Origin of the sequence: Inquilinus limosus MP06, from assembly GCF_000767795.1 — a bacterium.
GTDB lineage: Bacteria > Pseudomonadota > Alphaproteobacteria > DSM-16000 > Inquilinaceae > Inquilinus > Inquilinus limosus_E.
Map to the genome: position 1 here is coordinate 1 of NZ_JANX01000003.1, position 18,418 is coordinate 18,418.

At 69.5% G+C, this 18,418-nt stretch carries 17 protein-coding genes; 8 read left to right on the forward strand and 9 right to left on the reverse strand.

What is annotated here, in order from left to right:
- Window positions 1-68: 68 nt before the first annotated feature.
- Window positions 69-1,649, reverse strand: a complete 1,581-nt coding sequence (locus P409_RS01005; RefSeq protein ID WP_034830908.1) for an ABC transporter substrate-binding protein — start codon at window positions 1,647-1,649, stop codon at window positions 69-71.
- Between the two features lie 208 nt (window positions 1,650-1,857).
- Here P409_RS01005 and P409_RS01010 point away from each other — a divergent pair, with 208 nt between their 5' ends.
- The 4 genes from P409_RS01010 (at window position 1,858) to P409_RS01025 (ending at window position 5,612) form a co-directional block, all read left to right on the forward strand.
- The gene (locus P409_RS01010) at window positions 1,858-2,847 is read left to right on the forward strand and encodes a GntR family transcriptional regulator (RefSeq protein WP_052119877.1); all 990 of its coding nucleotides are present in this window, start codon (window positions 1,858-1,860) and stop codon (window positions 2,845-2,847) included.
- On the forward strand, window positions 2,844-3,545 hold the full coding sequence (locus tag P409_RS01015; RefSeq protein WP_034830910.1) for a creatininase family protein: 702 nt from the start codon (window positions 2,844-2,846) through the stop codon (window positions 3,543-3,545). Before P409_RS01010 ends, P409_RS01015 begins: the two co-directional genes overlap by 4 nt.
- Complete coding sequence (locus tag P409_RS01020) at window positions 3,542-4,567, forward strand: ketopantoate reductase family protein (protein ID WP_034830912.1); 1,026 nt, start codon at window positions 3,542-3,544, stop codon at window positions 4,565-4,567. The genes P409_RS01015 and P409_RS01020 overlap by 4 nt, the downstream gene beginning before the upstream one ends.
- A 280-nt stretch (window positions 4,568-4,847) precedes the next feature.
- The gene (locus tag P409_RS01025) at window positions 4,848-5,612 is read left to right on the forward strand and encodes an SDR family NAD(P)-dependent oxidoreductase (protein WP_034830914.1); all 765 of its coding nucleotides are present in this window, start codon (window positions 4,848-4,850) and stop codon (window positions 5,610-5,612) included.
- 5 nt (window positions 5,613-5,617) lie between these two features.
- On the opposite strand, the gene P409_RS01030 is transcribed toward P409_RS01025, so the two are convergent.
- The 5 genes from P409_RS01030 to P409_RS01050 are packed head-to-tail and all read right to left on the reverse strand — an operon-like array spanning window position 5,618 to window position 10,730.
- Window positions 5,618-6,379, reverse strand: a complete 762-nt coding sequence (locus P409_RS01030; RefSeq protein WP_202964510.1) for an ABC transporter ATP-binding protein — start codon at window positions 6,377-6,379, stop codon at window positions 5,618-5,620.
- Window positions 6,376-7,230 (reverse strand): ABC transporter ATP-binding protein, encoded by an 855-nt coding sequence (locus P409_RS01035; protein WP_034830916.1) that lies wholly within the window; start codon window positions 7,228-7,230, stop codon window positions 6,376-6,378. The genes P409_RS01030 and P409_RS01035 overlap by 4 nt, the downstream gene beginning before the upstream one ends.
- On the reverse strand, window positions 7,220-8,113 hold the full coding sequence (locus P409_RS01040) for an ABC transporter permease (protein WP_034830918.1): 894 nt from the start codon (window positions 8,111-8,113) through the stop codon (window positions 7,220-7,222). The genes P409_RS01035 and P409_RS01040 overlap by 11 nt, the downstream gene beginning before the upstream one ends.
- The gene (locus P409_RS01045; protein WP_034830920.1) at window positions 8,113-9,138 is read right to left on the reverse strand and encodes an ABC transporter permease; all 1,026 of its coding nucleotides are present in this window, start codon (window positions 9,136-9,138) and stop codon (window positions 8,113-8,115) included. The genes P409_RS01040 and P409_RS01045 overlap by 1 nt, the downstream gene beginning before the upstream one ends.
- Complete coding sequence (locus P409_RS01050; RefSeq protein ID WP_034830922.1) at window positions 9,135-10,730, reverse strand: ABC transporter substrate-binding protein; 1,596 nt, start codon at window positions 10,728-10,730, stop codon at window positions 9,135-9,137. The genes P409_RS01045 and P409_RS01050 overlap by 4 nt, the downstream gene beginning before the upstream one ends.
- A gap of 139 nt (window positions 10,731-10,869) precedes the next feature.
- Here P409_RS01050 and P409_RS01055 point away from each other — a divergent pair, with 139 nt between their 5' ends.
- The 3 genes from P409_RS01055 to kdgD all read left to right on the forward strand — a co-directional run bounded on the left by P409_RS01055 (window position 10,870) and on the right by kdgD (window position 13,628).
- Window positions 10,870-11,610, forward strand: coding sequence for a FadR/GntR family transcriptional regulator (locus tag P409_RS01055; protein ID WP_052119878.1), 741 nt, complete (start codon window positions 10,870-10,872; stop codon window positions 11,608-11,610).
- Window positions 11,611-11,698: 88 nt separating this feature from the next.
- Window positions 11,699-12,694, forward strand: a complete 996-nt coding sequence (locus tag P409_RS01060) for a mannonate dehydratase (RefSeq protein WP_034830924.1) — start codon at window positions 11,699-11,701, stop codon at window positions 12,692-12,694.
- Between the two features lie 28 nt (window positions 12,695-12,722).
- Entirely contained in the window at window positions 12,723-13,628 is a 906-nt protein-coding gene (kdgD, locus tag P409_RS01065; RefSeq protein ID WP_034830926.1) for a 5-dehydro-4-deoxyglucarate dehydratase, read from the forward strand.
- Between the two features lie 7 nt (window positions 13,629-13,635).
- On the opposite strand, the gene P409_RS01070 is transcribed toward kdgD, so the two are convergent.
- Genes P409_RS01070 through P409_RS01080 form a run of 3 tightly spaced genes read right to left on the reverse strand, consistent with a single transcriptional unit; the run spans window position 13,636 to window position 16,172 of the window.
- Window positions 13,636-14,517, reverse strand: a complete 882-nt coding sequence (locus tag P409_RS01070) for an SMP-30/gluconolactonase/LRE family protein (protein WP_034830928.1) — start codon at window positions 14,515-14,517, stop codon at window positions 13,636-13,638.
- Window positions 14,514-15,434, reverse strand: coding sequence for an NAD-dependent epimerase/dehydratase family protein (locus tag P409_RS01075; RefSeq protein WP_202964511.1), 921 nt, complete (start codon window positions 15,432-15,434; stop codon window positions 14,514-14,516). The genes P409_RS01070 and P409_RS01075 overlap by 4 nt, the downstream gene beginning before the upstream one ends.
- Window positions 15,435-15,437: 3 nt before the next feature.
- Window positions 15,438-16,172, reverse strand: coding sequence for a FadR/GntR family transcriptional regulator (locus tag P409_RS01080; protein WP_081991091.1), 735 nt, complete (start codon window positions 16,170-16,172; stop codon window positions 15,438-15,440).
- Window positions 16,173-16,440: 268 nt separating this feature from the next.
- Between P409_RS01080 and P409_RS01085 the strand changes: the two genes are divergently transcribed.
- A complete protein-coding gene (locus P409_RS01085; protein WP_034830930.1) occupies window positions 16,441-18,393 on the forward strand; it encodes an ABC transporter substrate-binding protein in 1,953 nt (650 codons plus the stop codon).
- The last annotated feature ends 25 nt before the right edge of the window (window positions 18,394-18,418 follow it).

Sequence of the window (18,418 nt, forward strand, 5' to 3'; positions counted from 1 at the left end):
GCGAGGGGAGGGGGGACTCGAGAAAACTGACGCTCGTGTCACGAAGCGGCCCGGCCCATGCATCCGCATCACTTCGTCAGATACGCCCCGGCGAAGATGTTGTTGCCGAGGGGGATCTGGACGAAGCCCTGCACGTTCTTGCGCAGGGCCACCGGATAGGGCGTCTCGTACAGGTACAGGATCGGCCCGGTCTCGGCGTAGATCTTCTGGATCTGCGCGTATTCCTCGGCCCGCTTCTTGGGGTCGCTCTCCTTCTGCGAGGCCTCGAACAGCTTGTCGACCTCGTCGTTCTTCCAGCCCGAATGCAGGGAGTCGATCACCGGCGAATAGGCGAAGTAGGAGGTGATCTCGCTGGGGTCGTTCAGGTCGTCGGTCCAGGCCGCCATCCGCATCGAGAAATTGCCCTTGCGGTAGCGGTCGGTCAGGGTCGCGTTGTCGACCTGCTCGATGTCCAGCTTCACCCCGATCGCCGCCCACATCTGCTGCACGGCGGCGCCGATGCCCAGCTGGTCCTGGTTGCCGGGCAGCGCCATGACGCTGGTGGTGAAACCATTGGGGAAGCCGGCATCGGCCAGCAGCTGCTTCGCCTTGGCGACGTCGACCGGGTACAGCGGCGTGTCGCCGGAATGGTACAGCGTCGCCGAGGACATGTAGGAGGTCTGCGGCTTGCCGACGCCATGGGTGACGATCTGGATGATCGCGTCCTTGTCGACGGCGTAGTTCAGCGCCTGCCGCACCTTCTCGTTCGACAGCGGGTTGTCGCTGCCGTCGGCCAGCTTCGGCCGGACGTTCATGACCACGTACTGCACCCGGGTCGACGGGTAGAGCTTCATCTGCAGGTCGGCATCGCCCTGCAGCTCGGCCACCCGCGCATAGGGGATGAATTCGGCGCCGTCCAGCTCGCCCGACTGCAGCTTCAGGATGCGGGTGGCGTCGTCCGGGATGATCTCGAAATCGACCGCGTCGAGATAGGGCAGGGGCTTTCCGTCCTCGCCCGGCTTCCAGTAGTAGGGGTTGCGCACGATCCGCATCGACGACCCGCGCTCCCACTTGTCGAACATGAAGGGGCCGGAGCCGATCGGGTGCTCGGCGAAGGCATGCGCCTTCTCGTCATCGGTGGCGCCCGGCGTCGCCTCGAAGGCGGCCTTCGGCAGGATCGCGGTGTTGAAGGTCGACAGCGCGGCGATGATCGCGGGGTCCGGATGCTGCAGCTTCAGCACCACGGTCTTCGGGTCCTGGATCGTCACCTCGGCGATCGAGGCGACCAGGCTGTTCCAGATACCGTTCTTCGGGTTGCGCGCCCGGTCCAGCGACCATTTCACGTCGTCGGCGGTGATCGGCTTGCCGTCGGAGAACTTGGTGCCGTCGCGCAGGGTCAGGGTGACGGACAGGCCGTCATCGGAAACCTTCCAGGCGCTGGCCAGGCCCGGCTCCACCGACAGCCCGTCGGCCGAGGGCTGCAGCAGCGTGTCGTAGAGATTGGTCAGGATCCAGATGTCGACATTGGCGTCGTTCAGCACCGGGTCCAGGAACAGGCTGTCGGCATAGCGGCCGTACCGCATCTCGCCGCCGCGCTCCACCGCCAGCGCCCCCGCGCTCGTCCCCGCCAGCAAAACCGCCGCCACGGCTGCCTTCAGCAGCATCCTCATCGCGACCTCCACTGTTGATTGAAGCCCCTCCCGGGTCGCCATGTGTTCTGGCGTATTAGAACGCTAACGCTGCGGCGGCGAGAGAGTCAATCGACGTTGGAAGTGCCGGATACGGAAACAAATGCAACATCTTGGCCAGGATCCGGAAACCACGTTGCCGCTGCGCGAATGAGTGTGCTAGTCGGTTGATACAGGAGACGACCGCCCCATGAAGCTGCAGATCGACCGCGAGCTGCCGGTGCCCCTCGGGCTCCAGGTCAAGGGCCTGATCGAATACGGCATCGCCTGCGGTGAGCTGAGCCCGGGCGAGCGGCTGCCCTCGGTGCGCGAGCTGGCGGAGAGGCTGGCGGTGGCGCCGATGACGGTGGCGCTGGTCTATCGCGGCCTGCGCGAGGCCGGGCTGATCGAGACTCGGCACGGCCGCGGCAGCTTCGTCGCCGAAAGCGGCGAGCCGCGGCAGCGTCCGCGCACCGAGATCGCCGAGATCCAGCGCCGGCTGGACCATCTGATCGACGATGCCGTGGCGATCGGCCTCACCCCGGCCGACCTGACCGGCATGGTCCAGGCCCGGCTGGCGCAACGCCGCCCGCAGCGGCGGGTGCGCAGCGTCGTCATGCTCGGCCTGTTCCGCGACGCCACCCGCGCCTATGCCGCGGCGATCCAGTCGCGCCTGCCGCCCGGCACCGCGGTGCAGCCGCTGACCATGGATGAGCTGCGCGGCGATGACGTGGCGCGCCGCCGGGCGGCGGAGGCCGAGCTGGTGGTGACCTTCCCCAACCGCCAGCGCGAGGCCGCGGCGCTGCTGCCGGACAGCCGGGTGATCGCGATCCGCTTCATCCCGTCGGAGGAGACGCGGCGCGCCCTGGCCGGGCTGGACCCGCTGGCCCGGCTGGGTATCGCCTCGCGCTTCGCCGACTTCCTGCCGATCATGAAGTCGGGCGTGCAGCGCTTCGCCCCGCATGTCCGCCAGGTCGCCGCCGCCGCGCTGGGCACGCCGGCGCTGGACGGTGTGATCGACCAGTCCGACGTCGTCGTCCTGTCCACCGGCGCCGAGAGCGTGCTGCCCCGGCTGCGCCCCGGCGTCCGGGCGATCGAGTACCGGCACAGCCCGGACCCGGTGGATGTCGACCAGCAGATCGTCCCGTTGCTCTCGCCCGCCACCAAGGGCGTCGCCGAACCGCAGGAGGCCGTGCCGTGAAGATCAGCGAGATGAACTGGAGCCAGGTGGAGGCCTATCTCCAGCGCGACGACCGCGCCGTGCTGCCGCTGGGCAGCACCGAGCAGCATGCCGGCCTCAGCCTGTCGGTCGACAGCATCCTCAGCGAGCGGGTCGGGGTCGAGGCGGCGGAGCCGCTGGGCGTGCCGGTGTTCCCGGTCGTCGCCTATGGCATCACCCCCTATTTCCTGGCCTATCCCGGCACGGTCAGCCTGCGGGTCGAGACCTATGCCCGGCTGGTGCAGGACATCCTCGACAGCCTGCACCGCACCGGCTTCCGTCGCATCCTGATCGTCAACGGCCATGGCGGCAACCAGCCGGCCCAATCGGTGGCGACGGAATGGATGACCACGCATCCGGGCACGGCGGTGAAGTTCCACAGCTGGTGGAACGCGCCGGAGACCTGGGCCAAGGTGCAGTCGATCGACAGCCAGGCGTCGCACGCCTCCTGGATGGAGAACTTCCCCTGGACCCGGCTGGCCGGGGTCGACCAGCCGACCCAGCGCAAGCCGATGATCGACTCCGGGCGGATGCGGGTGATGGACCCCGAGGCGGTGCGGCGCTATCTCGGCGACGGCAATTTCGGCGGCCATTACCAGCGCCCGGACGAGGAGCTGCTGGCGATCTGGCAGGTGGCCGTGGCCGAGACCCGCGCCCTGCTCGAGGGGCCCTGGGCATGAGCGCGACCACGCCGATCCTGATCTGGGGTGCCGGCGCCATCGGCGGCAGCGTCGGCGCCGCCCTGCTGCGCGCCGGGGTGGACGTGCTGTTCGTCGACCAGGCCGCCGACCACGTCGCCGCGATCAATGAGCGCGGCCTGCGCATCACCGGCCCCCTGGCCGAATACGCGGTGCCGGCCCGCGCGGTCACGCCCGACGCGGTCGAGGGCGAGTTCGAGCGGGTGTTCCTCTGCGTCAAGGCGCACCACACCGCGGCGGCGATCGAGGCGGTGGCCCCGCACCTGGCCCGCTGCGGCTATGTCGCCTCGCTGCAGAACGGGCTGAACGAGCGGGTGATCGCCGGCAGGATCGACAAGGCCCGGACGATCGGCTGCTTCGTCAATTTCGGCGCGGACTACATCGAGCCCGGCGTGATCCTGCATGGCGGCCGCGGCGCGGTGGTGGTCGGCGAGCTGGACGGCGAGCGCACGCCGCGGATCGAGCAGCTGCACGGCCTGATGCGGCGGTTCGAGCCGAACGCGGTGCTGACCGACAACATCTGGGGCTATCTCTGGGGCAAGCTGATTTACGGCGCGCTCCTGTTCGCCACGGCGGTGACGCCGGACTCGATCGCCGATGTGCTGGCGGCGCCGCGCTACCGGCCGGTGCTGACCCGGCTGGGGCTGGAGGTCGGCGCCGTCGCCGCGGCCGAGGGGATCAAGCCCGAGGCCTTCGACGGCTTCGACCCCGCGGCCTTCCGCCCCGGCGCGCCGGCGGCGGCGACCGCGAGATCCTTCGACGACATGGTGGCGCACAACCGCAAGTCGGCGAAAAGCCATTCCGGCATCTGGCGCGACCTGGCGGTGCGGCGCCGGCCGACCGAGGTCGACGCGCAGCTGGGCCCGATCGTCGAGATCGGCGCGCAGCACGGCGTGCCGACCCCGATCACGACTCGGCTGATCGCGCTGATCCACGACATCGAGTCCGGGCGGCGCGAGATGGCGCTGACCCTGCTGGACGAACTCGACACGATCGCGGCCTGAGCGGGGCGATGCCGGATCACGCGGTCGTTGCCTCTCCCGCTTGCGAGGCCTCTTCGGAATGCCCCACCCCACGCCGTCATTGCGAGGAGGCGAAGCCGACGAAGCAATCCAGGGGCCGGTGCGCACCGGCCCCTGGATTGCTTCGCTGCGCTCGCAATGACGGCGTCAGGAATTCCGAAACGGTCTCGCAGGCGGGAGAGGTCATGCAACGACGCCTGGCATCCGCCTGCTTTGGCGCGGTTCTATCCAAGATGATCGGGCTCCAAGCAGGAGGCTTCTGATGACCCACGACTTCACCGGCCGCACCGTCATCGTCACCGGCGCGGCGCACGGCTTCGGGCGGGCCATCGCCGCCGCCTTCGCCGGGCGCGGCGCGAAGGTCTGGGCCTGCGACGTGCTGGCGGCGGAGCTGGCCGAGACCGGGCGGCTGATCGGGCCGCAAGGGGCGGTGCGCGCGGTCGACGTCACCGACCGCGGCGCAGTACAGGCGCTGGTGAAGGAGGCCGAGACGGCGTCGGCCTCAGGCGCGGTCGACGTGCTGGTCAACAATGCCGGCGGCGTGCTCGGCCAGGTCGGCCGGCCGATCGAGGAGATCGGGCCGGAGGCCTGGCAGGGCATCTTCGATGTCAACCTGTCGGGCGCCTTCTGGTGCGCCCAGGCGGTGGCGCCCGGCATGAAGCGCAAGGGCGGCGGCCGCATCGTCAACATCTCCAGCGGCGCCGGGCTCGGCGTCAGCCTGACCGGGATCCAGGCCTATGCCAGCGCCAAGGCCGGGCAGATCGGCCTGACCCGCCAGCTGGCGCATGAGCTCGGGCCCTGGGGCATCACCGTGAACAACGTCGCGCCCGGCTTCGTCCGCTCCAACCCGACGACGGAGCGGCAATGGGAGGCGATGGGCGAGGCCGGGCAGGCGCGGCTGATGAACGCCATCGCGCTGCGCCGCCTCGGCACGGTCGAGGACATCGCCAACGCCGTGCTGTTCTTCGCCTCCGACGCCGCCGCCTGGATCAGCGGCCAGGTGCTGAGCGTCGACGGGGGCAAATAGCCCAGTCAGAGGAAGCTGTTGGCGATCAGCTCCCGCGTGTAGGGGGCCTCGACGCTGCGGGCGCGCAGCGCGTCGGCCGCCAGCTCCTCGACCACCGCGCCGTCCTTCATCACCAGCACCCGGTCGCACATCTGGCCGACCACGGCCAGGTCGTGGCTGACGAAGACATAGGTCAGCCGCTGCTCCTCGCGCAGCGCCATCAGCAGGTTCAGGATCTCCGCCTGGATCGAGACGTCGAGGGCGGAGGTCGGCTCGTCCAGCAGCACGATCGGCGGTCGCAGGGCCAACGCCCGGGCGATGGCCACGCGCTGGCGCTGGCCGCCCGACAGCTGGTGCGGGTAGCGCTCGGCGAAGCGGGCGGGCAGGCCCACCCGCGCCAGGGCGCCCGGCACATGGTCCCACGGGTCCGGCAGGCCCATGGCGATCAGCGGCTCGGCCAGGGCGCGGCCGATGCTGTGGCGCGGATGCAGCGACCCGTAGGGGTCCTGGAACACCATCTGCACCCGGGCCAGGTCGTCGCGGTTGCGCCGCGGCCCGACCGGGTGGCCCGCCAGCTCGATCCGCCCGGTCCAGCGCTGCTCCAGCCCGGCGAGCGAGCGCAGCACGGTCGACTTGCCGCAGCCGGATTCGCCGACGATGCCCAGCGCACCGCCGGGCTCGACCGCGAAGGATACGCCCTTCACCGCATGCGCAGTGCCGCGGCGGGACTGGAAGCGGACGTCGAGGTCCGCGGCCCGGACCATGGCGTCGGCGTAAGGCGCGGTCATCGGGCGGCCTCCTCGAAGGCGGCGAGGCCGGCGCGGTCGATCACCGGCAGCCGGTGCGGCCGCAGCCCGTCGAAGCCGGGCATCGAGGCGATCAGGCCCCTTGTGTAGGGATGCGCGGCGTCGTCCAGCGACCGCAGCTCCTCGACCACCCGTCCGGCATACATGACGAGGATACGGTCGCAGAAGCGGGCGACCATGCGGATGTCGTGGCTGATCAGGATCAGGCCGGAGCCGTTCTCGCGCACCAGCCCGTCCAGCAGGGTCAGAACGTCCTGCCGCACGCTGACGTCGAGCGCCGAGGTCGGCTCGTCGGCGATCACCAGCTTCGGCTTGTTCAGCAGCATCATCGCGATCATGGCGCGCTGTCCCATGCCGCCCGAGATCTCGTGCGGATACAGCGCCATGGTCCGCTCCGGGTCGCGGATGCGGACATGGCCCAGCATCTCCAGCGCTGCCTTGCGCGCCGCCCGCGCCCCCAGCTTCAGATGCACCCGCGCGGATTCCGCGATCTGCGCCCCGATCGGCTTCACCGGGTTCAGCGAATAGCGCGGGTCCTGCAGGATCAGGGCCATGTCGCGGCCGCGGATCCGGGTCAGCTCGCGCTCGGGCAGGGCCAGCAGGTCGCGGCCGGCGAAGCGCAGGGCGTCGGCGCGCACCTGCGCGCCCTTGGGCTGCAGCCGCATGATGGCGCGCCCGGCCGTGGACTTGCCGGAACCGGATTCGCCAACGATGCCCAGCCGCTCGCGGCCCAGCGCGAAGGTGACGTCGCGCACCGCCCGGACCTGGTAGCTGCCATGGCCGAAGGTGACCGACAGGTTCTCGACCTGCAGCATGGGTGCGTCAGCGGGCATGGCGGGGGTCCAGCACGTCGCGCAGGGCGTCGCCGAGCAGGTTGAAGGCCAGGCTGGTGGCCAGGATCGCCAGGCCGGGCATCACCGAGACCCACCAGGCGTCGAGCATGAACTTCCGGCCGCTGGAGATCATCGCCCCCCATTCCGGCGCCGGCGGCTGGGCGCCGAGGCCGAGGAAGCCAAGGCCCGCCGCGGTCAGGATCACTCCGGCCATCGACAGGGTCAGGCGCACGATCACCGACGGGATGCACATCGGCATGACATAGAGCGCGATCAGGCGCAGATGGGAGGCGCCGTAGAGGCGGGCCGCGGCGATGTATTCGGCCTGGCGCACCACCAGCGTCTCGGCCCGCGCCAGCCGGGCGATCGACGGCCAGGCGGTCAGCGAGATGGCGACGATCGCGGTGCCCAGGCCGGCGCCCAGCGCCGCGGCGAAGGCCAGGGCCAGCACCAGGGACGGGAAGGACAGCACGATGTCGGTCGCCCGCATCAGCACGGCGTCGGCCCGGCCGCCGCAATAGCCGGCGACGACGCCGATCAGCAGGCCGATCGGGCCGATGATCAGCGTCACCGTGCCGACGATCTGCAGCGTGATCCGGCTGCCCCAGACCAGGCGGCTGAAGATGTCGCGGCCCAGCTCGTCGGTGCCCGCCAGATGCGCCCAGTCCGGCCGCTGGAGCACGTTGTTCAGGTTCTGCACCGTCGGGTCGTAGGGCGCGATCCAGGGCGCCAGGGCGGCGACCACGACCAAGAGGCCGATCACGGCCAGCCCGGCCATGCCCAGTTTCTCCCGCCGGAAGCGCCGGATCTGGGCCGACCAGGCGCCGCCGGCCGCCGGTTCCGCCGCGGCCGGCGTCATCGGCTGTTCCGCCTGCATCGACATCAGCGGGCCTCCCGCGTGCGGGGATCAAGCGCCAGGTAGGCGGCATCGGCCAGGAGGTTGAGGATCATGAAGATCACGCCGATCAAGAGGGTGCAGGCCAGGATGGCGTTCATGTCGCCGATCATCAGCGCGTTGGTCATGTACTGGCCGATGCCGGGCCAGGAGAACACGATCTCCACCAGCACCGCCCCCTCCAGCAGATGGCCGTAGGAGATGGCGAGGATGGTGACCAGCTGCACCGCGATGTTCGGCAGGATATGGCCCCAGACCACCGCCGGCAGCCGCAGCCCCTTGGCCCGGGCGGCGATGATGTAGTCCTGGCCCAGCTGCTCCAGCGTGAAGCTGCGGGTCATGCGGACGATATAGGCCATCGCGGCGTAGGCCAGGATGCTGGCCGGCAGGATCAGGTGGCCGAGGGCATTCCAGAAGATCTCGTTCTCGCCGGCAAGAAGGCTGTCGATCAGGATGGCGCCGGTGCGCGGTTCGACGATGCCCTCGTAGAACACGTCGATCCGGCCCGGCCCGTCGACCCATTGCAGCCCGGCATAGAACACGATCAGCCCGACGATGCCGAACCAGAACACCGGCAGGGAATGGCCCAGCAGGGCGATCACCCGGGCGATCTGGTCCAGCAGCGTGTCGCGGTACAGCGCCGCCAGCAGCCCCAGCGGCACGCCGACGACGACGCTGAGGATGATCGCCAGCGTCGCCAGCTCCAGCGTCGCCGGGAAGGCGGCGGCCAGGTCCGAGACCACGGAATTGCCGGTCAGCACCGCGGTGCCCAGATCGCCATGCAGCAGGTTGGTCAGGTAGACCCAGAACTGCTGCGGGATCGGCAGGTCGAGGCCCATCTTGGCCCGCATCGCCGCATAGGCCTGCGGGTCCGCCAGCTCGCCGACGATGGCGCCCACCGGATCGGACGGCATCAGCCGTCCGATCACGAAGGTCAGGCACAGCAGGACGAACAGGCTGAGAGCCAAGCCGAAGACGCGGCGCAGCAGCTTCAGCGGCAGGTCGCGGGTCATTCGGCCTTCTTCTTGACGCTGTCCAGCCGGACGCCGCGGAAGCCCTGGCCGACGAAGTTCTCGACATTGGCCGAGACGACGACGGGCGAGAACCGCTCGAACATCGGCAGGATCGCCGGGCCGCTGGCCAGGAACTGCTTCTGGATCTCGGTGTACAGGGCCTCGCGCTTGGCCTGGTCGGGCTCGCCGCGGGCCTGCACCGTCAGCTTCGTGAGCTCCGGGATGTCCCAGGCCGACCGCCAGGTGAAGTAGCCGGAATTGCCGCCGGGGCTGTTGTCGGGATTGTACGTGAAGTTCTGCAGCGACCCGATCGGGTCCGCCATGTTGCCGCCGCCGGTCAGCGGCATCAGCAGGTCGAACTCCCGGGCGCGGTGGGCGGCGATGATCTGGCTGCCATTGCCCTGCTCGATCGAGACCTTGATGCCGATCTGGGCCAGCGAGGCCTGGATCGCGGTGGCCAGGTCGACGCGCGGCGTCTCGGCGATCGTCTTCAGAGTCAGCGGGAAGCCGTCCGGGAAGCCGGCCTTGGCCAGCAGCTCCTTGGCCTTGGCGACGTCCAGCGTGTAGCCCGGATCGGGCAGGGCGGTCGGGTAGTTCTCCGGCACCGGCACCTGGCGCACCCGGCCGTAGGGGCCCATGATCGTCTTCTGCATGCCGGCATAGTCCAGGCCCCAGGCGATGGCGCGGCGGACGTCCGGATTGGCCAGGTACTTGTTCTGGGTGTTCATCGCCAGCACGTAGAAGCCGCCGGTCGGCACCCGCTGGGTGACGAAGCCGGGGTTGCCGTCGAAGGCGGCGATGTCCGAGGCTGCCAGCGCAGTGGCCACGTCGATGTCGCCGCGTTCCAGCAGCAGGCGCTGCACCTGGCTTTCCGCGACATGGCGCACCACCACCCGCTTCATCGCCGGCTCGCCGCCCCAGAAGGCGTCGTTGCGGTCCATCAGGATGATCTCGTTGGGCGACCAGCGGCGCAGCACGAACGGGCCGGACCCGGCCGAGTTGGCGCGCAGCCAGGCATTGCCGTAGTCGTTGTTGGCCTCGTGCTTCGTCGCCTCGGTCTTGTCGATCACGGCGCCGTTGTTGCCGGACAGGGCGAACAGCACGAATTCGGCGATCGTGCCCTCCGGCAGGCCCAGGCGGAAGGTCTTCGGGTCGACCACCTGGAGGAAGCCGTCGATGTTGGCCTCATCGTAGCCATAGGGCTTCCACAGCGAGGCGGCGGCCTGGTTCAGCTTCATCATCCGCCGCAACGACCAGGCGACATCCTCCGCCGTCACCGGGTTGCCGCTGGCGAATTTGGCGTCGCGCAGGTGGAAGACGATGGACTTGCCGTCGATGTCCCAGCTCTCGGCCAGCTGCGGCACCAGCTTGGTGGCGTCGTCCGGGTCGGTCGAGACCAGCCGGTCATAGATGTTGGAGGTGATGATCCACGACCCCGACTCGGTGGCCTGGCCGGGGTCCAGCGACAGCACCTGCGCCAGCGACGCGCCTATCACCAGCTGGTCGGCCGGCGTCTTGGCTTCGGCGCCTCCGCCCCAGGCCGGCGCCAGCGCCATCGCCAGGGCCAGCAGCCCGTTTCTCCATCTTCCCATGGCGCGCGTCTCCCCGATTTTAGTATGATGTCTGTTGTATGATGACTTATCATTGGCTTTCTTGACTTCGCAAGAGTCAAATGTGTGACTGGCCGGCGCATCGGGTGGTGGCGCGCCCCAGCATGGACACGGAGGAGCGGTGCCGAACCCAACCGGACTCGAAGCAGGCGCGCCGCGCCGCCGTGAGAAGCTGGCGGTCGCCGTCGTCGAGGCCCTGCGCCACCGCATCGCCAACGGCGCGCTGCCCGTCGGCTCGCAGCTGCCGACCGAGCAGCGCCTGATCGAGGAGTTCAATGTCAGCCGCACCGTGGTGCGCGAGGCGATCGCCGAGCTGCGCGCCCGGGGGCTGGTCGAGCCGCGGCAGGGCGTCGGGGTGTTCGTCATGCCGTCCAGCGAGCCGGCGCCCGGCCTCCTGTCCGGCGACTTCACCCGGCTCTCGGAGGTGCTGGAGCTGCTGGAGTTCCGCATGGGCGTGGAGATCGAGGCGGCAGGCCTGGCGGCGCTGCGCCGGTCGTCGCGGCAGGAGGCGGAGATCCTGCTGGCGCATGAGCGGGTGATCGCTGCGGTCGATGGCGGCGGCGGTGCGGTCGATGCCGATTTCGCGCTGCACCTCGCCATCGCGGCGGCCACCAACAACCACTTCTACAGCGATGTGCTGACCTATCTCGGCCAGCGCACCATCCCGCGCAGCCGGCTGGGCGATTCCGCCGAGGCGACCACCGCCTATCTGCGCAAGGTGATCGCCGAGCATGCCCGCATCATCGAGGCGATCGAGCGCCAGGACGCCGACGCCGCGCGGCTGGCGATGCGCCACCACCTGACCGAAAGCCAGCGCCGCTACCGCGGCCTGGGTGGGCTGCCGGCCGATTCCATCTCCTGATCCCCGCGGCGTCGCGTTCCGGCTTGTCATCAGTTGTATGATGTCATATTAGCTCAGCCAACCAAGCTGAAGCGGGGAGGGTGCGGGCATGTATCTCGGGACGCAGAACGGGGTTCGCGACGACGACGATCTGAGGGTCTTGGCCCAGCTCGGGGTGCGCCACCTCAACGACAACCCGCCCGGCAACCCGCATGACTGGTCGCTCGACGTGCTGCTGCGGCACCGCGAGAAGCTGGAGAGCTTCGGCCTGGTGCTGGACATGGTGCAGCTGCCGCTCGGTTCGCGCCCGATCGAGGAGTCGCACAGCCCCGCCATCCTGTCGGCCGGGCCGGACCGCGACCGGCAGATCGACTCGATCTGCCGGCTGATCGAGAACATCGCCCGGGCCGGAATCCCGGCCGCCAAGTACAACCTCAACATCATCGGCATTCCCCGGACGCCGGACGAGCCGGGGCGCGGCGGGTCGATGAACGCCTCCTTCCGCTGGGACAAGGCCGACCACAATGCGCCGCCGACCCTGGTCGGCACCCTGTCCGAGGACGAGAACTGGGAGCGCATCGACTATTTCCTGGAGCGGGTGATTCCCGTTGCCGAGGCCAACAAGGTGCGCCTCGCCTGCCACCCGCACGACCCCTACACCCCGCCCGGCTATCGCGGCGTCACCCGGGTGCTGGGCACGGTCGAGGGGCTGAAGAAGTTCGTGCAGATGCGCGAGAGCCCGTATCACGGCCTGAATTTCTGCCAAGGCACGGTCGGCGAGATGCTCGACAACCCGCGCGACGAGATCGACGATGTGATCCGCTGGTTCGGCAGCCGCGGCAAGATCTTCAACGTCCATTTCCGCAACATCCGGGGCCGCAAGCTCTCCTTCATGGAGACGTTCCCGGAGGAGGGCGATATGGACATGTGGCGGTCGATCAAGCTCTACGCCGAGCTCGGCTACCCCTACATGATCATGCCGGACCATGTGCCGACGATCAGCGGCCGCGACCCCGAGGGCGTCGCCTTCGCCTTCGTCTATGGCTACATCGCCGCCCAGCTCGAGGCGGTGAGCCAGCTCTATCCCGGGTCCGTGACCCGCTGACCCGCCCGCTGACTCGACTGAGGCCCTGATGGATCCGCAGCAGCTGAAGGGAGCCCTGTCCGCCGGGCTCCTGTCCTTCCCCGTGACCCATTTCGATGCCGGGCTGGAGTTCGACCGCGCCGGCTACGAGGCGCATGTCGGCTGGCTCGGCGGCTTCGACGCCGCAGTGCTGTTCGCCGCCGGCGGCACCGGCGAATTCTTCTCGCTGACCCCGGCGGAGGTGCCGGAGGTGGTGCGTGCCGCCAAGGCCGCGGCGGGCACGACGCCGATCGTGTCCGGTTGCGGCTACGGCACCCGCATCGCGGTCGAGATCGCGAAGGGCGCCGAGGCAGCGGGGGCCGACGGCATCCTGCTGCTGCCGCCCTATCTGATGACGGCGGAGCAGGCGGGGCTGTACGCCCATGTGAAGGCGGTGTGTGACGCGGTCGGCATCGGCGTCATCGTCTACAACCGCGACAATGCGGTGCTGTCGGCCGACACTATCGCCCGGCTGTGCGACGCGTGCCCGAACCTGGTCGGCTTCAAGGACGGCCACGGTCAGGTCGATCTTGTGCTGGAGATCACGCGGCGCATGGGCGGCCGCCTGGCCTATATCGGCGGCATGCCGACGCATGAGGTGTTCGCGGCACCGTACTTCGCCGCGGGCGTCACCACCTATTCCTCGGCGGTGTTCAACTTCGTGCCGGAGCTGGCGCAGCGCTTCTACCGCGCCCTGCGCGGCGGCGACACGGCGACCACCGACACGCTGCTGCGCGACTTCTATTATCCGCTGCTGGCGATCCGGAACCGCGGCAAGGGCTATGCCGTGTCGATCATCAAGGCCGGGCTGGCCGTGATGGGCCGCTCGGCCGGCCCGGTGCGCCCGCCGCTGACCGACCTGAAGCCGGAGGAGATGGCGCAGCTGCACGACCTCCTGGCCCGGCACGTGGCCTGAGGCCCGGTCAGGCGTCCCGGAACCGCCAGGCGGGGAAGCCGGCCACCGGTGCCGCCGCCGCCAGCAGGCTGCCGGAGCGCGGCGCGCGGTCCAGCACCTCCGGCGGGTGGGCGCCGCGCAGGCTGGTCAGGTACAGCGTGCGGTAGTCCGGGCCGCCGAAGCACGGCATGGTCGGGTAGGGCACGGGGACGGCGAAGGATTCGACCAGCCGGCCCTCGGCCGAGAAGCGGTTCAGCCGCCCGGCGGAGACCCCGGCGCTCCAGTAGAAGCCCTCGGCGTCGCAGCTGCCGCCGTCCGGCCGCCCGGTCGCCTCGTCCAGCGTGGCGATCCGGGTCCGATCGGAGATGGCGCCGGTCCGCGGGTCGAAGCGCCAGCGGTCGATCCAGGGGCCGCGGGAATCGCTGTGGAACAGTGTGACGCCGTCGATTGTCCAGGCCAGACCGTTGGAGACGGTCAGCCCCTCGACCTTGCGCTCCACCCGGCCCGATGGGTCGACCCGGTACAGCGATGCGATCGGTTCTTTCTGCGGCCGGTCGTCCATGGTGCCGACCCAGAAGGCGCCGTCCGGCCCGACCCGCCCGTCGTTCAGCCGGGTCTCCGGCCGGTCGGCCTCGACCGTGCACAGCTCCTGCCGCTCCCCTGTCCTCGGGTCGAACAGGATCACCCGGTCGCGCAGCGCCACAACCAGCCGGCCGGAGGCGGCGAGGCCGAGCGAGCCGACCGCGCTCTCGAAGCGCCAGGACCGGCGCTGTCCGGTCGGCAGGTCGGCGGCATAGACCAGGCAGCCCGGAATATCGACGAAGTAGAGCTGCCGGGTCGCTTCGTCATAGACCGGGCTTTCCCCGACCCCGCAGGCGACGTCGGCCACGACGGTGAAATCCAGGGTCATGAGGCGTCTCCCGGCGAGATCGGGGATGAGGTCCGCCAGAACCGGCGGCGGCGTACCGCCCCGTCATGGCCCAGCGCGCAGAAGCCGGCGCCCTGGAAATGATCGGTCACCTGGGGCAGGGGAGAGGTCTTGGGCTGGAAGGCCTCGGGCGCGGCGAAGTCGGCGGTGCGGTCCTGCGGCCGGTAGCCCAGCGCGGTCGCGACCGAATTGTCCCACCACTCGGCGTCGGTGGCCGACATGCCGTAGACGGCGATGCAGTCGATGTCCGGATGCTCCAGCCCGATCAGCACCAGCTGGGCCAGGTCGCGCGGGCTGATCCACACCGCCAGGCCGCGGGGATCGAGGGGCCGCTCCCCCGCATTGCCGATGCGGATCGCCAGGGTGCGCAGGCCGGCCTTCTCGAAATAGACCCCGGCCTCCAGCTCGCCCCAGCATTTGCTCAGGCCATAGAGCCCGTCCGGCCGCATCTGGTCCTCGACCCCCACCCGGGCGTCGCGCGGATAGAAGCCGGTGACATGGTTGCTCGACGCCAGCACCACCCGGCCGATGCCGGCGCGGACCGCGGCCTCGTAGACATTGTGGGTGCCCAACACATTGACCCGCAGCATGTCCTCGGCCGACCGCTCATTCGGATAGCCGGCGAAATGGACGATCGCATCGAAGCCTTCGACCGCCGCGGTCAGCGCCGAAAGGTCGGTGATGTCGGCCAACGCCCAGCTCTCATGCGCCGCCAGCTCACCCGGATCGGCGAGGTCGAGGATGCGCACCGCGCCGATGCGGCCGGCCAGCGCCCGGCGCAGCACCCGGCCGACATTGCCCGACCCGCCGGTCAGCACGATCGACTTGGCCGAGGACAGGGACGCAGCGTCGTCGGTTCCGGCGGGGCTGCTGCTGCCGGGCGGGGCGGGTGGGGTCACGGTTCACACTCCTTCGAACATCCGCTGCCGGGCGTTCAGCACGTGCCGGCGCATGGCCTCCGCCGCGGCGCCGGCATCGCGCCGGCGGATCGCGTCGACGATCGCGACATGCTCGTCCTGCACGGCGCGGATCCGCTCCGGCGTCCGCATCCGGCTGAGATGGCGGGTGATATTCATGCCGACGGCGATGTGCGAGGCCAGGGAGGACTGGACGGCGACATGATAGGGGTTGCGCGTCGCCCGGGCGATCGCCTCATGGAAGCGCTGGTCCTCATCGGCCCCCAGCTCGCCATTGCCGAGGCAGCGCTCCAGCGCCTCCAGCGCGTCCTCGATCTGCTTCAGATCGTCCGGCTCCCAGCGCTCGGCGGCCAGGGAAGCGGCGACGGATTCGAGGCCGGCGCGGAACTCGAAGCAGCGCTGGACGTCGGCCAGCGACCGCACCTGGGCGAAGCGCAGCACCGCCAGGTCCGGCTGCCGCCGGACATAGGAGCCGGAGCCCTGGCGCGACACCACCAGCCCGTCCTGCCGCAGCCGCCCCAACGCCTCGCGCACCACGGGGCGGGAGGCGCCGAAGCGCTCCGACAGCTCGGCCTCCGACGGCAGGCGGGTGTTCAGGGCGAAGTCGCCCTGGGCGATCAGGGTGACGATGCCGTCATAGACGACCTCGCTCAGCCGCGCCGGGGCACCGCCGTCGCGGGGCAGGAGGCCGATCCCGGGGTCGCCCTCCGCGCCGCTCATCTCCGCATCCCCCAGACCGGCAAGTTGTCAAGATTGATCACGACGGCCACCCGCTTCGGCCTGATACCGATACCCATCGCAGCCGGTCATTCCACGACTCTTTTCGGTGTTTGCGCTGCATCAGGACCGAGCGACAGAAAACGTCCGAGAGAAAGCCGTTGCGGTTGTGATTTGTCAATATTTGTAATATGACCGATGCGGCAAAGGAAGCGGATCGGCACGCATGGCGAAGCCGGCTCCGACGTGCCGCACAGGGGAGGATCCAGGAATGGACGAGAAGCTCAGCGCCTCGCCGCACGTATTCGCCCGACGCATGGTCCTGAAGGGTCTGGCCGGGGTGGCGGCGATGCCGCTCGCCGTGCGGCTCGCCTATGCGCAGGCCGGCAAGGAGGCGCCGGACCTGGCGCAGCTGGTCAAGGACGGCAAGCTGCCGGCGCTGGCCGACCGGCTGCCGGCCAGCCCGCTGGTGGTGCAGCCGCTGACCAAGGTCGGCACCTATGGCGGCACGCTGCATCGCGGCCTGCGCGGCTCCAGCGACCACAACGGCATCCTGCGCGTGGTCGGCAACCAGAGCCTGGTGCGCTGGGACCTCGGCTTCACCAAGGCGCTGCCGAACCTGGCGGAGAGCTGGGACGTGAACCCCGACGGCACCGAGTTCGTGTTCCATCTGCGCCGCGGCACGAAATGGTCGGACGGCCACCCCTTCACCGCCGATGACGTCGTCTTCTCGATCGAGGACTGCGCCAAGAACACCGAGCTCTACGGCTCGGTCCCGTCGCAGCTGACCATCGCCGGCAAGCCGGTGGTCGTGACCAAGATCGACGACGCGACGGTGAAGTTCACCTTCGCCGCGGCCTACGCCACCTATCTGGAGACGCTGGCCACTCCGCTGGGGCAGCACCCGACGCTGTTCGCCAAGCACTACGCCAGCCAGTTCCACCCGAAATACAACGACAAGGTCGGCGACCTGGTGAAGCAGGCCAACCTGCAGAACTGGGCCGACCTGTTCCGGGCCAAGTGCGGCGACATCGAGATCCCGCAGCGCTGGGGCAACCCGGAGAAGCCGACGCTGGACCCCTGGGTGGTGGTCGAGCCCTATGTCGGCGGCGCCACCCGCGTGGTGATGAAGCGCAACCCGTACTTCTGGCAGGTCGACACCGAGGGCAACCAGCTGCCCTATATCGACGAGCTGTATTTCGGCATCTCGCAGGACGTCGAATCGCTGCTGCTCGACGCCATCTCCGGCAAGCTCGACATCCAGGAGCGGCATATCAACCTGCTGCAGAACAAGCCGACCCTGTCGCAGAACAAGGAGAAGGGCGGCTACCGGCTGATCGAGCTGGAGCCGTCGGCGGCGCAGCAGTGCCAGATCTACCTGAACATGTGCCACAAGGACCCGAAGCTGAAGGCCTTCTTCGCCAACAAGGAGGTGCGGCAGGCGCTGTCGCTCGGCATCGACCGGGGCGAGATCATCGAGCTGGTCTATTTCGGCCAGTCGGAGCCGTACCAGGCCGGGCCGCGTCCGGGCCATCCCTGGTACCATGAGACGCTGGCGCGGCAGTTCACCGAGTTCGACGCCGACCAGGCGAACGCCATGCTCGACAAGGCGGGTTACGGCAAGAAGGACGCCGACGGCTTCCGCCAGCATCCCGACGGCAGCAAGATCTTCTTCTCGATCGACGTCATCCCGACCCTCTATGCCGACCTGGTCGACGTGCTGGAACTGGTGAAGCGGCACTGGGTCGGGATCGGCATCGACATCAAGGTCAATACCATCGAGCGGGCGCTGTACTACACCCGCGGCGACAGCAACGACCATGACGCGCAGGTGTGGCCGGGCCCGGGCGGGCTGGACCCTATGTTCGACCCGCGCGACTTCTTCGCCCAGCATCCGCAGGGGTCGCGTTACGCCATTCCCTGGACGCTCTGGTACGTCTCGAACGGCCAGTCTGGCGAGGAGCCGCCGGAGAGCCAGAAGCAGCGCATGAAGCTGTTCGACGAGGCGCGCAGCACCTCCGACCTCGACAAGCGCGCCGCGACCATGAAGCAGCTGCTGGACCTGACCGCCGAGGCGTTCGAGACGGTCGGCATCTGCCTCGCCGTCAACTCCTTCGGCGTGGTCAAGACCAACCTGGTCAACGCGCCGGAGAAGGAGCCGGATTCCTGGACCTGGCCGAACCCCGGCCCGGCCATGCCGCAGCAGTTCTTCTTCACGAGCTGACGCCGGCGCCGCCGGCCTTCCTCCG